This is a genomic window from Flavobacterium sp. P3_A6 (assembly GCF_056403035.1).
Genome location: NZ_JBFUGG010000018.1, coordinates 1 through 14,714 on the forward strand (window position 1 = coordinate 1; position 14,714 = coordinate 14,714).

Genomic DNA, 14,714 nt, shown 5'->3' on the forward strand with positions numbered 1-14,714 from the left:
TTGAGTTATCAATTTAATTTCTGTAAATTAGTACCTTTAAATACTGACTTATGGATAAATTTAAAGGGCAAAACATACTGAATCTAGTAAAAGAATTCCCGAATGATGATGCTTGTAAAGCTTATTTGAGTAAAATTAAATGGATGGATGGTTTTAAATGCACTAAATGCAACTCAGAAAAAGGATGCGAAAAATCGGGTTTTAATTATCATTGTTATTCTTGTAATCATGTAGAAAGCGCTACTGCAAACACGCTTTTTCATAAAGTAAAGTTTGGTCTGCAAAAAGCATTTTTAATAGTTTTTGAAATGACCACAAGCAGTAAGAGTCTATCTAGTGTTCAAATTGGGAAGCGATATGGGATTAGTCAAACAACCGCTTGGTTTTTTATGCAAAAAGTTCGAGTTGCAATGAAAAGCAGTCAGAAATATCCTTTGTCAGAAATAGTTCATGTTGATGAATTTGTAGTTGGAGGAAAAGAAGATGGCAAGCAAGGCAGAAGTTATGATACAAAAAAGACAAAAGCAGTCATAGCTGTTGAATTGACTGATAAGAACAAAATTAAACGGGTGTATGTAAAAGCAATTGATGATTACTCTGCAAAATCACTAACCCCAATTTTTGAAGAGCATATTAGTACGAGTGCTAAAATATTTACCGACAAATGGAGAGGTTATTCTCCATTAAAAGCAAAATACAATATTGAACAAAAAGAAAGTAAAAGCGGAAAGAATTTTAAAGAGATGCACATTGTTATTCATCAAATAAAATCTTGGATAAGAACGGTTCCAACTCATGTTAGCAAAAAACATATTCAATCCTATTTTGATGAATTTACATTTAGAATTAATAGATCTATTTTCAAAGAAACCATATTTCACAAGACTGTTGAAAGAATGATTATAGCAATGCCTATTTATCAAAATCAAATAACACAGAAACTAAATATATAACTCAATAAATCAATATTTGGCGACGGGTATTGGCCTTCAGGCAAGTTATGTTTCTTCCAAAGGATATTATGATTCCGGAATTTACGGCGTGAGTTTCTTGACTTACATCAACCCGATTCCCGAGATTCAGCTTTCCATAAACCTGAATGAATCCTATGTCATTAATCATTACGAAACGTATAACGGGTATAGCGGTTATACCGACAATTTTTGGAATACGGCTTTGTTTCTTGGGGCAGGTTATAGAACTGGAAATGTAACCGTGGGACTAGCCTATAATGTATTGTTTAACGAAAATGATAATGTATATAGCGATGCTGTTATGCCTTTTGTGAGAGCATATTTTTGATCCTCCCCCAGCCCCTCCGAAGGAGGGGAGGAGGAGACTATCTTAACTCCCCTCCTTCGGAGGGGCTGGGGGAGGAATAATGATTCCTGAACCACACCTTCTGCCATTCTCTTTTTAAGATTAAAAAAGAAACCTGTTCGGCAAGAATTACTAAATCAGTGCCATCCAATTTTTTGATTTGGTCTTCCGAAACATCAATAATATAAAGCAGATTTAAATATTCGGCAAATTTATATTGGATGAGCCTGTATATTTTTTCATGCAATTCTATTTTTAATTCTTCGGGCAAAATGCTCAGCGGAAAATCAACTCCTTCATTGGCCAAATTGAAATCCTTATTGATTTGCTCGATTAATTTCAGGTACAATGTTTCAGCTTGAGCTTCAACAAGTAATGACTCGGTATTTTTTGGTGCTATAAACATATTTTCAAATTCAATATCAATGGCAAAATCCAATATCAACGATAAAACTCAATGGCAATATTCATGGCTATGACAATGGCAAATTCAATTTTCTAAATTGTTATTGATATTGAATTTTGAAATTGCGCTATACTTTTCTGCCCATCAGGTTTTCTCCAAAAGTTTTTAGAATATTCTTTTTTTCTTCCGAAATTGTAATTCTTTCTAAAGTTTCAAAAGCTTTAAAAGTATACATTTCAATTGCATCCTGCGTAGCCTTTGACGCTCCGGATCTGTTAAAAACAGCTTTTACGGTTTCTATTTTTTCTGAATTGTCTTCTAGATGCAAACTGAATAATTTTTCTAATTCTGAAGCTCTTTCAGGAGTTGAAAATTCTAAAGCTTTCAAATACAAATACGTTTTTTTATTTTCGATAATATCTCCGCCAACTTGTTTTCCAAAAGTTTCGGGGTCGCCAAAAGCGTCTAAAAAATCATCCTGCAACTGGAAAGCCAATCCTAAATTGAGTCCGAAATCATAAATCAAATTAGCATTCTCAACAGAGGTATTAGCAATAATTGCTCCCATTTTCATGGCAGCGGCAACCAAAACTGCCGTTTTATATTCAATCATTTTTAGATATTCCTGAATCGTAACATCGGTACGGGTTTCAAAGTCTACGTCCCATTGCTGTCCTTCACAAACTTCGATAGCTGTTTTGCTAAACAGTTTTGCCAAATCTCTAAAGACGATTGGCTCGTATTGCTCAAAATATTGGTAAGCTAAAATCAGCATTGCATCACCAGAAAGGATTCCAGTATTGATATTCCATTTTTCATGAACAGTATGTTTTCCCCTTCTTAAAGGAGCATTATCCATAATATCATCATGCACCAGCGAAAAATTATGAAAAACTTCAACAGCCATAGCCGCGGGAAGTGCATTTTTATAATCGGCATCAAATATTTCTGCTGACAGCAAAGTCAATACAGGTCTCATTCTCTTTCCTCCTAAACTCAATATATAATCTATCGGTTCATATAGACTCTTTGGGTCTTTATTTATTTTTTGATTTTCTAAATAAGTAATAAAAAATTCTTGATACTGATGAATCGCGTGCATAAAATGTGATCTAGTTTACTCTTTGGAGCTTTTTTTTAGAATATATAAGGCTCAAAGATACAATTCAAATGTGAATTATTGGGTTCTAAATTACTGCAAAAATGGAACTATAGTTTTTTCTTATGATATACATTGAAAAAAAACATCGGAAACTTTGTTGGTTTTTAAAGTTTCCTTCTTACATTTGCAAAACACAAGAAACTTTATCGGTATCTAAAGTTTCCAAAATATATTTTAAAAAATTAAAAAACCAAACATCAGGAAATACTACTACTTAAAATTAATTATTATGGAAAATGCATGGGCTATTGATTCTAATGAATCAGACGTTATCATAAAATCTAGACATTCTCTAATAGGCTACTTGCCTGGAAACAAAAACAATTTAAAAGGGCATGTTGCCATACAAAATAATGAAGTTGAAGATGCTTCAATAGAATTCTCATTGAATGTAAATGATAAAAAAAATACCTCAACTGAAAAAAACAAAGAAGCTAAATTCACTGATCTCTTTGATAAAGATGAGGCGCCTTTGATAAAATTTAAATCAACATCTTTTGAAAAAATAAACAAGAACATTAATTTTTTGAAAGGTTTTTTGACCATCAAAAACATAACAAAAGCGGTCGAATTCGATACCGAGTTTATAGGATTCAACAATTACAATGGTGTTCAAAAAGCTTCTTTTGAAATTACTGGAAACATCAACCGCAAAGATTTTGGTCTTAATTACAATGTGCTTAGACAAAACAAAAGTGTGCCGATAAGTAAAGACATTAAGCTAATTGCCAATTTAGAATTTACCCATTAAGAATAACCAGCTCTTAAAAAACCAAAACTCATTTAATAACTAACTTTTACTGTATCAATAAATTTTAAGTTTTAATTACAATAAGTTACCATAAAAATGAAAGAAAAAATTATAGCAAAAGCAGGCGAAATGTTTTTAAAACTAGGTTTTAAAAGCATTACCATGGATGACATCGCAGGCGAAATGTGTATTTCTAAAAAAACAATTTACAAATATTTTTGCAACAAAGAAATACTGGTTGAAGAGAGCGTCCATTTAATTCACAAAGAAGTTCATCAACTTATAGATGATGCAATTTCGAAAAACTACAATGCAATTGAAGAAAATTTTGAAATCAGACKCATGTTTGCCGAGCTATTTAAATCTTCTGATACTTCTCCAATCTTCCAATTAAAAAAACATTATCCTGAGATTTATAAAAATGCCTTAAAATTTCAAATTGATGAATGTGAATTTTGTTTTAGACAAAATATTGAAAAAGGAATTGAACAAAAACTATATCGTAATAATTTGAATGTAGAAGCTTATATCAAATTCTATTACTATTTGGTTTTTAGCATCAATGAAAATACTCGCTCTGAAAATGAAGCAAAAAAATTAGAATTAGAAGCTTTAGAATATCATACCAGAGCCATGGCAACACCAGAGGGAATCATCGAGCTGGAAAAACAATTACAAAACGTTAATATATAAACCTAAATGAAAAAAACAATTCTCATACTTTTGTGTACAGTTGGTTTGACTTCCAATGCACAAGTAAAAGTTTTAACCTTAAAAGACGCCATAACCTATGCGTTGGAAAATAAAGCCGAGGCTAGAAAATCAAGGTTAGAAATAGAAAACAGCGAATACAAAATTCAAGAAATCCGTTCTAGAGCCTTACCTCAAATCACGGCAAATGGAAGTTTAACCTATAATCCTATTTTACAAACCAATGTAATTGACGGTTCCGCTTTTGGCGCACCTGGAACTACGATTCAAGCTTCATTTGGACAAAAATGGACTTCAGGAGCCGGAATTTCGTTAAATCAGGCAATTTTTGACCAATCCGTTTTCACTGGATTGAGAGCAGCAAATTCTACTCGTGAATTTTACAAAATCAACAATCAATTAACAGAAGAACAAGTTATTGAAAGAGTTGCCAACAATTATTACTCTGTATATGTGCAGCGTGAAAAATTAATTTTATTAGACAGCAATTATGTTAATACTTCAAAAGTCCGCAATATCGTAAAAGGCCAATTTGACAATGGATTAGCAAAAAAAACAGACTTAGACCGTATTATCGTGAAAATGTCAAACATTGACACAGAACGCCAACAGGTTAAAAATCAAATAGAACTTCAGGAAAACGCATTAAAATTCTACATGGGAATGCCGATTGAAACTAAATTTGATATCCCGCAGACTGAATTTGAAATAACCCCGGAATTATTTGCGGAAACTCCTAATACGGCCAACAGAACCGAATATCTTCTTTTGAAAAAACAAGAGGAATTATTAGAATTTCAAAAAACAGCTGTTAAAGCAGAATATTACCCAACACTCTCATTAGTAGCAGGATATAATTATTTAGGACAAGGACCAGAAATGCCTTGGTTTGCAAAACCTGACAAAGGAGTATACTGGTCTGATTACTCAGCAATCGGACTAAACTTAAAAATCCCAATTTTTAATGGTTTTGGAACCCGTGCCAGAGTAAGACAAGCCGATGTGGACATCAGATCGCTTCAGGAAGACATCAAAAATACACAGCTTTCACTTGATTTGGATTACAGAAATGCAAAAGCTCAGATTGAAAACAACTATGTAACAATCACCAATCAAAAAGAAAACATGCGATTGGCCGAAGAGATCCTGAAAAATACTAAGAACAATTATCTTCAAGGATTAGCTTCATTAACCGATTTATTGGACGCGCAAAATGCATCACTCGAAGCACAAAACAATTATACCAGAGCAATCTTAAATTATAAAATAGCTGAAGTAGCATTAATCAAATCAAAAGGACAACTTAAAACACTAATAAATAACTAAAATGAAAAAGACAATACTTACAATAATCGCTATAGTTGCTTCCTTAGGAGTAATTAGTTATGTTTTATCTAAAAACAAAGCGGAAAACAAAGCTAAAACAGATATTGTTGCCGAAAAAAACGCAGCCGTTTCTGTAAAAACAGCGCAAGTAAAAACAGAAAATATTGCATTAGACTTTGTAGCTAACGGAAACTTCGCCCCTACGCAAGAACTGACTTTCTCTGCTGAAAAATCAGGAAAAGTAATTAAAGTTTTGGTTGATGAAGGAGATTATGTGAATGTTGGACAAACATTGGTAATTGTGAGAAGCGACGTAATTAATGTAAATGCAAATACTGCAAAAGCTGCTTACGACAATGCTAAAAGCGATTACGCAAGATACGAAAACGCATATCAAACTGGCGGCGTTACTAAACAGCAATTGGATCAGGCAAAACTGCAATTAACAAATGCGCAGGCAAACTTAACTCAAGCCAACATCAACGTAGGTGACACTAAAGTAAAAGCGCCTATCAAAGGATTCATTAACAAAAGATTCATTGAACCAGGAACCATTCTGGCAGGAATGCCACCAACACAAATGTTTGACATTGTGGATGTTTCAAAATTAAAATTAAAAGTCAGCGTAAACGAAAGCCAAGTAGCTGGTCTGAAAATTGGAAATACTGTACCTGTAACTTCAAGTGTTTTTCCTGACAAATCTGTCACTGGTAAAATTATTTTTATCGCTCCAAAAGCAGATGAAAGCTTAAATTTCCCCGTTGAAATTGAAATCACAAACAACGCCAGCGCTATTAAAGCAGGTATGTACGGAACAGCCAACTTTGGAACTAAACAAAAACAAGAATTAAAAGTGGTTCCTAGAAATGCTTTCGTAGGAAGTGTGAGCAGCAATCAGATTTTTGTAGTTGAAAATGGAATCGCTAAACTGAAAAAAGTAACAGCGGGCAGAATATTAGGTGACCAAGTTGAAATAATTAACGGATTATCTGATGGTGATACTGTAATTGTAACTGGCCAAATCAACTTACAAGATGGTAACGCTGTAGAAATTATCAAATAACGAATAAGTCATAAAGTCGAAAATCTAAAGGGCGAAAGTTAAAGCATTCCCTTATTTGATAATTCACACTTTTACTTCAAAAAAACATATATGAAATTAGCAGAAATATCCATAAAACGTCCTTCGTTGGTTATCGTTCTCTTTACGATTCTAACTCTTGGAGGACTGTTCAGCTATAGCCAATTGGGCTATGAATTGATTCCTAAATTCGAGCAGAATGTAATTACGATTTCCACTATTTATCCTGGAGCTTCTCCGAGTGAGATAGAAAACACCGTAACCAAAAAGATTGAAGACGGAATTGCTTCTTTAGAAAACATCAAAAAAATCGACTCTAAATCATACGAAAGTTTATCTATTGTATCGGTTACATTGACATCAAATGCAAAAATTGACATTTCGATGAATGATGCGCAGCGTAAAATCAATGCGCTGGTGAGCGACTTGCCGGATGATGCCGAAACTCCTGCTTTAACCAAATTCTCCTTGAGCGATTTACCAATTATGACTATTGGTGCCAACGGAAAAATGGACGAGGCTACTTTTTATGATTTAATTGATAAAAAAATTGCACCAGTCTTATCTCGTGTGCAGGGTGTTGCTCAGGTAAATATTATTGGTGGTCAGGAACGTGAAATCCAAGTAAATCTAGATGCTGTAAAAATGCAGGGTTACGGACTTTCGATTCCGCAAGTGCAACAAATTATTTTGACTTCGAATCTGGATTTCCCAACAGGTAACATTCAGACCAGAAATCAAAAAATATTAATTCGTTTAGCTGGTAAATACAAAAGTGTAGATGAATTAAGAAACTTAGTAGTATCTTCTAAAAACGGAATTGAAGTTCGTTTAAATGATATCGCTGATGTTCAGGATACTCAAAAAATTGCAGAAAAAATATCAAGAATAGATCAGAAAAGCGCGATTATTTTACAAGTAATCAAACAATCGGATGCGAATGCTGTTGCTGTAAGTGCTGATTTAAAAAGCACTATCACTAAATTGGAAAACGATTATAAAACATCACAGCTAGCTTTAAAAATAGCAAAAGACAGTACCGACTATACGCTTGAAGCAGCAGATTCTGTAATACACGATTTATTGATTGCAGTAATCTTGGTGGCTTTTGTAATGTTGTTCTTCCTGCACAGCATTCGTAACTCGCTGATCGTAATGGTTTCGATTCCGGCTTCGTTAATTGCCACTTTTATCGGAATTTATCTTTTGGGTTATACCCTAAACTTAATGAGTTTATTAGGACTTTCCCTTGTAGTTGGTATTCTGGTCGATGATGCAATTGTGGTATTGGAGAATATTTACAGGCATATGGAAATGGGAAAAAGCCGTATCCGCGCCTCTTATGATGGTACTGCCGAAATTGGAGGAACTGTAACTTCTATTACTTTGGTAATTGTGGTGGTATTTTTACCAATTGCAATGAGTTCTGGATTGGTATCAAACATTATTACACAATTCTGTGTTACCGTAATTATATCTACGTTATTGTCATTATTGGCTTCATTTACGATTATTCYATGGCTGTCTTCCCGTTTTGGAAAATTGGAACATATTGAAGGTAAAAATATATTTGGAAAAACTATTCTTGGATTCGAAAGCCTTTTAACTCGTTTTACAAACTGGGTTACCGGATTATTGAACTGGTGTCTGGATCATTATATCAAAACCATTCTAGTTGTCTTAGTCTTGTTTTTTGGTTCAACTATCGGATTAATAGGCGGCGGTTTTATTGGCGGAGAATTCTTTGCCTCTTCTGATAGCGGTGAGTTCTTAGTTCAAATCGAAATGCCGAAAGATGCCTCATTGGAACAATCCAACTTTATGACTCAAAAGGCGGAAGCTTTTTTGAAAAATGAAAAATATGTAGGAAGCCAAATTACTACAGTAGGTCAAACTTCTGAAGGTTTGGGAGGCTCACAAGCTACAGCGTATAAAGCAGAGATTGATGTAAAAATGATTGACCAGTCAGAACGTTCCGATGATGCTTCAGTATATGCGGCAAAAATCAAACGTAAATTAGAAAAAGTTTTAGTTGGAGCCAAAGTAAAAACTGTTCCTGTTGGTATTTTGGGTACTGCAGAAAATGCAAAACTTGGACTGATTGTAACAGGACCTTCTACAGAAGCGGCTATGGCTTTTGCCAAATTAGCTGAAGCTGAATTAAGAAGCATTCCGGGAACAACGGAAATCAAATTAACCGTTGAAGACGGAAATCCTGAAATAAACATACAAGTTGACCGTGATAAAATGGCAGCATTAGGACTAACGCTGCAAACTGTTGGTATGACTATGCAAACTGCTTATAGCGGAAACACTGACGGAAAGTTTAGAGCTGGTGAATACGAGTATGACATCAACATCAAGTACAATGCATTTGACAGAAAGAACATTACCGATGTGAGTAATCTGATTTTCGTTAACAGTGCAGGACAGCAGATTAAATTGTCTCAATTTGCAGCTATTACCGAAGGTTCTGGCCCAAGCCAATTGGAACGTCGTGACAAATCGGCTTCGGTAACAGTACAAGGTCAAAACGTTGGGGTTCCAACTGGTACAATTGTAACGCAATGGCAGGCAAAATTAGACAAGCTAAAAAAACCAGTTGGCGTGAACTATATTTGGGGAGGTGACCAGGAAAATCAAAGCGAAGGTTTTGGTACTTTAGGAATCGCTTTATTAGCCGCTATTATCTTAGTTTATCTAGTAATGGTAGGTTTGTATGACAGTTTTGTTCACCCGTTTGTAGTATTGTTTGCTATTCCGCTTTCGTTTATTGGAGCGATGCTAGCCTTGGCATTAACAAATAATACGTTGAATATATTTACCATTTTAGGTATCATTATGTTAATTGGTCTGGTGTGTAAAAATGCGATTATGCTTGTGGATTACACCAACCAGCGAAGAGCAGCTGGTGAATCAATCAGAACTGCATTAATTCAAGCTAACCACGCTCGTTTGCGTCCGATCTTGATGACGACAATTGCGATGGTTTTTGGTATGTTCCCAATTGCATTAGCTTCTGGAGCTGGAGCCGAATGGAAAAACGGTTTGGCTTGGGTAATTATTGGAGGATTAATTTCGTCATTATTCCTAACCTTAATCATTGTTCCTGTAATCTATGAAATCATGGAGAAAATAATCTATAAATTCTCTAAAGAAGAAAAAATAGATTACGAAGCCGAAATGGTTGCCGATTATGATCATAAAGAATTAAGTGAAGACGGTTTTAACCCGAAGCATACGGTATAATACCTGAATTTAATTGTGATAGAGAAACCGCCAGAAATCTGATTTTTGGCGGTTTCTTGTTTTTTTGTAGGAATGGAATGAGTATATTTGAAAATGGAATATCCTCTTTAACAACAGCATGGACAAATAATTCGCAATATTTACATAACACTTAACCTCTAACAACATATTCTATGAATTACAAACCTTCCGATTTCTTTATTGGTTTAGTTGAATTTTTCTCAGTGCTTCTTCCTGGTTTTTGTGTGGTATACATTGTTACTATCAATACAATTCAATATTATAATTTTTCTGACATAACATGGATTTACTATGCCATAAGTTCCTATATCGTCGGGCACATACTATATGCTTTCTCTGGTTTGTGGCAAAAAAGCCTGAATGAATGGATGATTACCCAATTTTACGATGAAAAAGGCTTGCTTAGAAAAATATTTAAAATGAAAAAAGCAAGAGGCTTAGCATTAATTGAACAAGCAAAAAAAATTAAGAACGAATGCTTTAAAGAAGAAAGCTATCATGAGGATATTAAATTTTATGATTGGATCAATATCCTGATTTCACAAAATGACCCTCAATTGATGGCAATTACACAGCGACTAGAGGCGGACTCCAACTTTTTCAGAAGTTTTACTATTGTCTGCATTGTCACTGCTTGCTATTACTTCTATTGTACGCCTATTTTAGTTATTTCTATTTTGTTATTTTTCTTTTCTTTATGGCGATTTGTTAACAGAAAATTTAACGCAGAAGAATTTGTATCCTTATATTTAATTAATAAGCATAAAATGAAATCAGAAAAAACAGAATAGTAATGACTGCTAATTATGAAGGTTTTTTGTTTCCGTCACCTTAAATTTCATTATATAAAAAAGGGCTTTCAAGATTTTTGAAAGTCCTTTTTTTATTGGGTATTTATTCCAAATTTCAAGAAAGAGAGTTGTTATAGCTTTCATTGAAAATCTTTGTGGTCACTAGAAAAACGTTAGGCAATTAGCCAATAGTGATTACATACTCTGTCCGAAAGTCAATAGATTATTATCTGGATCAAGCAAGGCAAATTCTTTTTGTCCCCAAGGTTTTGTCTCTAATGCTCCATTTGGGTGTATGCTTATTTTATTGTCTAGCAATGATTGGTACAACTCATCAATGTTGTCAGTTCGGATATAGACCCCCGAATAGTTTTCCTTAGCTTCGATTTCTTTAAACTCAAAAAAGTGGATTTCTATGCTGTCTTTTTCAACCATTAAATAACCATCATAGTCAGAACTTCCAACGTTCTGAAATCCTAACTTGTTTATATAAAAATCTTTTGTTGCGGTCTTGTTCCGCATTGGCAATTTTGGATTTACGTTTGTCAACATACTTTTTTTATTTTAAAATTAAGTCTTTTTTGGGCTATTTAATCAATTTCTAACTCATAGTTTTCCCAAACAACGTTCTGGGACTACAGCGGTTTTGGGGCTGAATTGAATCTTATTTTTGGATTTGCGAATCATCCCAAATACAAAACCAACTTCCAATTAGCCAATTGTTAACAGAACGTTGTAACGAAGATAATATTTAAAACTTAAACGGAGTCCCATCATCGATTATATGTCTTCTTAACGGTTTGTTGTTTTTCTCTATCGTCAAATAGCCCTTTATTACCAAGCTAATCCTCCATCTTCATTAAAAAATTTGCCTGTTGCACCTGAACTGTCAATTGTAGCATATTTTACAATAGCCGTTGCACCTTGTTCGACTGTTTTTGTTCCCTGATGATTATTAAAGTCTGTAGCAGTAAACCCAGGGCATATACAATTCACCTTAAAATTTGTGTCTTTCAACTCAACCGCTAACATCACGGTGTATGCGTTCAACGCGGTCTTTGATGGGCCATAAGCAGCAGGCTTGAATTGTGCAAATATCCAATTTGGGTCGCTGTGATTTGTCAACGAAGACAGTTCGGTGGTAACATTTACAATTCTGGGTTGGTCTGATTTTTTTAGCAGCTCAATAAACTCTTGCGTTACTTGAACTACACCGAAAAAATTAGTCTCAAATGCAAGTCGTAATGTATCAATAGTAACCTTTGTTGCTGGTTGCGGGAAACCGCCACTTATGCCTGCATTATTAATTAGTATATCTAGTTTTTGAGTTTTCGCTTCAAGCTCTTGCCTTGCGGCTTTTATTGAATTGATGTCGGTAACATCCAGTTGAATGCAGTCGACATTTGTTAAGCCCATTGCTTTTAATTTTTCAATTGCCTCAAACCCGTTCACTTTGTCCCGGCTACCGATGTAAACGAAGTACCCAAGTTTTGCCAATTGTTTAGCGGTTTCAAAACCGATGCTTTTGTTTGCTCCTGTTATTAATGCTGATTTATTCACATTATTAACATTATTTTTAAGGTGTTCATGATTCTTTGAATTCATTTTTGTGTTTTTTGATGAACAGCAAAAGTCGGTGGAGTAAAATCAAGTGAGATGGACTATTCGCTTTAATTGCCTGACAAATCTTGAATGCTTTCTACAAACTGTGTAACACTTTTTCCAGTGTTCTTTTTGAAAAGCTTAGAAAAATAATCGGGGTCGGTAAAACCTAATTCGTAAGCCAATTCCTTTACCGATGTCTCGGAATAAAAAAGTTTCCGTTGTGCCTCCAACATCAAGCGGTTTGTGATAAATTCTTTTGGCGAAATCCCCGAAAACGCTTTTACAATGTTATAAAGATTGTTTGTCGTTACAGAAAGGTTGTCGGCAATAGTGTTTATAGAATGTTGCTCTGTCAAATGAGTTTCAACTGCAATTTGAAACTCAATGTATTTTGAAAGTTTGGTTGTTTCTGGTTTTTCCTTTGCAACACTTTTAAAGTATGCATTGTTAAACTCTGTCAAAAGTGAATTAAGATTAGCCAAAATAATTTCGGCTTCTTTTTGGTCATTGTCTGAATGCAAAATTTTGTTGAGTATTTCAAAAAGTGTTTTTACTCGTTGTCTTGAATCACTGTCAAATGAAATGATTTGTGAATGTAAGGGATTGATTAAAAAAGAAAATTGTTTTGGAAGCAACGACAAGCAGTTTTGGTCAAAACTCATTTTGAAATATTCAATGTCATTTTTCCTTTGTGGAGGTACAGAATGAATTTGATTAGGCAAGACAAAAAACAATTGCCCATTAGTAATTGTCAAATCATTCAAGTCAACCTTATGAGTTAATGAACCATTTTCAATGAAAACAAAAAAATAATTTGCTTTTCTATGAGGCTGAATCAGCATTTTCATAACCTCTTCGGGTAGATTATTATTTGAATTAGAGCTAACTCTAATCGCAAGTTTATCGTGTTGTTTTATTTGGTCAAGTAGTCCTTTTGTTTCTTGCATTGCCGTCTGGTTTGATAGTTGTAATATCGTCTGTTACAATGGCCGCTAAGGTTCCGGGACTATAGCGGGTTTGCGATTAAATTGAGCGCTATTCACGAATTTTCTAAATCTTCAATATACAAAACCAATTTTAAATTAAGCCTATTACCCAAATCCGTTGTAGCTGTTGTGAGTGTTTTTCTACGCTAAACCCGCAATGCTTAATTCTGAATATTGTTTTTTTGTCAAGTTTATTTTTACTGAAATATTACATTTTCCTCCATCGTTCATTTGAATTAAGTTGTATTTAAAACCTGATTTATCGTATTTGTTTTTGCAATAACAATTTATCCAAGCTTCTTTTTCATTATTGGTGTTTGTTACGATTACGCATTGTTTTACATATTCATTTTTATTTTTGAGTTTAGATTTGTTTTCAGCAAAACATTTACTCAAAATTTTGTCTATTTCTTCAAGTTCTTTCTGATTAATATCATAAGGCTTGTATTCTGAATTTTGGCTTTCTGGTATGTATGTAAAGATCGCATAATCGTCAAACTTTGTAAAATCTATTTTGTTTTTTGTATTTAAAGAATTCTTTTTTATTTCAATTCTAAAAGGACCTTTGCCGCTAATGAATTCAATAAAGTTATTTTTAATTACAGCTTTTTCACTGTTTGTATATTCAAATTCAAATGGTTTAAAATATAGAGTGTCATTTTTTACTTGGCAAAATCCGTTGAACTTTTCGGTTTTCTCATAATTTGGACTTTTCGTAATATTTGTGAAATTATAGCTACTATCAGAATATAATTCAAATTTTAAAGTTCCACCTAAATCATAATTATTCTCTGCAAAAATCTGCTCAATTTTTGAGTCCTTTGAAGTTCCTTTTTTACATTGAGTAAATAAACTTAAAACTGCGAATGTAAATATTAATTGTTTTTTCATTTTTTCGTTTTTCCAAAATACTCACTAACTAATATATAGGCGAAACAAACTTTTGCATATACACCAATTTTTGGGCAGATTGACGAAAGTTGTTTTGTTTCCTAGTTTCTCAAATATAGAAAATAATAGTTACAAACCTACAAAGCGTAAATTTCATTCATATTTGCCATTTTTATCCTCCGCCTAGCAAAACAGGGCATTACCCAAAAAAACAATGCCCTGATACGAGCTTCGGACTCCCTGTTACATACTGCGGACAGCCTGATATGTACTTCTGACTCTCAATTACAATCTTCGGACAAGCAGTTATCTATTTCGGAAAGGTTTCTACAGTCTTCGGAGGGCTTGCTGATTACTGCTGAGAGTTTTACCAAACATTAAAGTAGTTTTTTTATATAAAATACAATAGCCATT

14 protein-coding genes are annotated in these 14,714 nt (G+C 33.8%); 8 read left to right on the plus strand and 6 right to left on the minus strand.

All coding sequences use genetic code 11. The features are described 5' to 3' along the window. Positions 1–50 precede the first annotated feature (50 nt). Positions 51–953 (plus strand): IS1595 family transposase, encoded by a 903-nt coding sequence (locus AC1DVP_RS15750; protein WP_477184443.1) that lies wholly within the window; start codon positions 51–53, stop codon positions 951–953. A gap of 16 nt (positions 954–969) precedes the next feature. After that, the gene (locus tag AC1DVP_RS15755) at positions 970–1,302 is read left to right on the plus strand and encodes a hypothetical protein (protein ID WP_477184444.1); all 333 of its coding nucleotides are present in this window, start codon (positions 970–972) and stop codon (positions 1,300–1,302) included. 37 nt (positions 1,303–1,339) lie between these two features. Here AC1DVP_RS15755 and AC1DVP_RS15760 read toward each other — a convergent pair whose 3' ends face one another. Continuing rightward, positions 1,340–1,726 carry a hypothetical protein gene (locus AC1DVP_RS15760; protein ID WP_477184445.1) on the minus strand — a complete coding sequence of 129 codons (387 nt, stop codon included), beginning with the start codon at positions 1,724–1,726 and terminating at the stop codon, positions 1,340–1,342. A 127-nt stretch (positions 1,727–1,853) separates the two neighbouring features. Further along, positions 1,854–2,828 carry a polyprenyl synthetase family protein gene (locus AC1DVP_RS15765; protein ID WP_477184446.1) on the minus strand — a complete coding sequence of 325 codons (975 nt, stop codon included), beginning with the start codon at positions 2,826–2,828 and terminating at the stop codon, positions 1,854–1,856. 289 nt (positions 2,829–3,117) lie between these two features. Between AC1DVP_RS15765 and AC1DVP_RS15770 the strand changes: the two genes are divergently transcribed. The 6 genes from AC1DVP_RS15770 to AC1DVP_RS15795 all read left to right on the plus strand — a co-directional run bounded on the left by AC1DVP_RS15770 (position 3,118) and on the right by AC1DVP_RS15795 (position 10,818). Beyond that, the gene (locus AC1DVP_RS15770) at positions 3,118–3,639 is read left to right on the plus strand and encodes a YceI family protein (RefSeq protein ID WP_477184447.1); all 522 of its coding nucleotides are present in this window, start codon (positions 3,118–3,120) and stop codon (positions 3,637–3,639) included. A 96-nt stretch (positions 3,640–3,735) separates the two neighbouring features. Continuing rightward, on the plus strand, positions 3,736–4,332 hold the full coding sequence (locus AC1DVP_RS15775; RefSeq protein WP_477184448.1) for a TetR/AcrR family transcriptional regulator: 597 nt from the start codon (positions 3,736–3,738) through the stop codon (positions 4,330–4,332). 6 nt (positions 4,333–4,338) lie between these two features. After that, positions 4,339–5,676 (plus strand): TolC family protein, encoded by a 1,338-nt coding sequence (locus tag AC1DVP_RS15780; RefSeq protein WP_477184449.1) that lies wholly within the window; start codon positions 4,339–4,341, stop codon positions 5,674–5,676. 1 nt (position 5,677) lies between these two features. Continuing rightward, positions 5,678–6,739 (plus strand): efflux RND transporter periplasmic adaptor subunit, encoded by a 1,062-nt coding sequence (locus AC1DVP_RS15785; protein WP_477184450.1) that lies wholly within the window; start codon positions 5,678–5,680, stop codon positions 6,737–6,739. Positions 6,740–6,829: 90 nt separating this feature from the next. After that, positions 6,830–10,006: an efflux RND transporter permease subunit gene (locus tag AC1DVP_RS15790; RefSeq protein WP_477184451.1), complete on the plus strand. Its 3,177-nt coding sequence runs from the start codon at positions 6,830–6,832 to the stop codon at positions 10,004–10,006. 173 nt (positions 10,007–10,179) lie between these two features. Next, on the plus strand, positions 10,180–10,818 hold the full coding sequence (locus AC1DVP_RS15795) for a hypothetical protein (protein ID WP_477184452.1): 639 nt from the start codon (positions 10,180–10,182) through the stop codon (positions 10,816–10,818). Between the two features lie 195 nt (positions 10,819–11,013). On the opposite strand, the gene AC1DVP_RS15800 is transcribed toward AC1DVP_RS15795, so the two are convergent. The 4 genes from AC1DVP_RS15800 to AC1DVP_RS15815 form a co-directional block, all read right to left on the minus strand. Beyond that, positions 11,014–11,370: a bleomycin resistance protein gene (locus AC1DVP_RS15800; RefSeq protein WP_477184453.1), complete on the minus strand. Its 357-nt coding sequence runs from the start codon at positions 11,368–11,370 to the stop codon at positions 11,014–11,016. A gap of 282 nt (positions 11,371–11,652) precedes the next feature. Continuing rightward, on the minus strand, positions 11,653–12,423 hold the full coding sequence (locus AC1DVP_RS15805) for an SDR family oxidoreductase (protein ID WP_477184454.1): 771 nt from the start codon (positions 12,421–12,423) through the stop codon (positions 11,653–11,655). A gap of 65 nt (positions 12,424–12,488) precedes the next feature. Beyond that, on the minus strand, positions 12,489–13,370 hold the full coding sequence (locus tag AC1DVP_RS15810) for an AraC family transcriptional regulator (protein ID WP_477184455.1): 882 nt from the start codon (positions 13,368–13,370) through the stop codon (positions 12,489–12,491). A 180-nt stretch (positions 13,371–13,550) separates the two neighbouring features. Beyond that, positions 13,551–14,300: a hypothetical protein gene (locus AC1DVP_RS15815; RefSeq protein ID WP_477184456.1), complete on the minus strand. Its 750-nt coding sequence runs from the start codon at positions 14,298–14,300 to the stop codon at positions 13,551–13,553. Positions 14,301–14,714: the final 414 nt, after the last annotated feature.

Coding starts and splice junctions, on each gene's coding strand:
- AC1DVP_RS15770 (WP_477184447.1), top strand. CDS start 3,118: ATGGAAAATGCATGGGCTATTGATTCTAATGAATCAGACGTTATCATA.
- AC1DVP_RS15810 (WP_477184455.1), bottom strand. CDS start 13,370: ATGCAAGAAACAAAAGGACTACTTGACCAAATAAAACAACACGATAAA.
- AC1DVP_RS15815 (WP_477184456.1), bottom strand. CDS start 14,300: ATGAAAAAACAATTAATATTTACATTCGCAGTTTTAAGTTTATTTACT.
- AC1DVP_RS15805 (WP_477184454.1), bottom strand. CDS start 12,423: ATGAATTCAAAGAATCATGAACACCTTAAAAATAATGTTAATAATGTG.
- AC1DVP_RS15795 (WP_477184452.1), top strand. CDS start 10,180: ATGAATTACAAACCTTCCGATTTCTTTATTGGTTTAGTTGAATTTTTC.
- AC1DVP_RS15780 (WP_477184449.1), top strand. CDS start 4,339: ATGAAAAAAACAATTCTCATACTTTTGTGTACAGTTGGTTTGACTTCC.
- AC1DVP_RS15800 (WP_477184453.1), bottom strand. CDS start 11,370: ATGTTGACAAACGTAAATCCAAAATTGCCAATGCGGAACAAGACCGCA.
- AC1DVP_RS15785 (WP_477184450.1), top strand. CDS start 5,678: ATGAAAAAGACAATACTTACAATAATCGCTATAGTTGCTTCCTTAGGA.
- AC1DVP_RS15760 (WP_477184445.1), bottom strand. CDS start 1,726: ATGTTTATAGCACCAAAAAATACCGAGTCATTACTTGTTGAAGCTCAA.
- AC1DVP_RS15750 (WP_477184443.1), top strand. CDS start 51: ATGGATAAATTTAAAGGGCAAAACATACTGAATCTAGTAAAAGAATTC.
- AC1DVP_RS15765 (WP_477184446.1), bottom strand. CDS start 2,828: ATGCACGCGATTCATCAGTATCAAGAATTTTTTATTACTTATTTAGAA.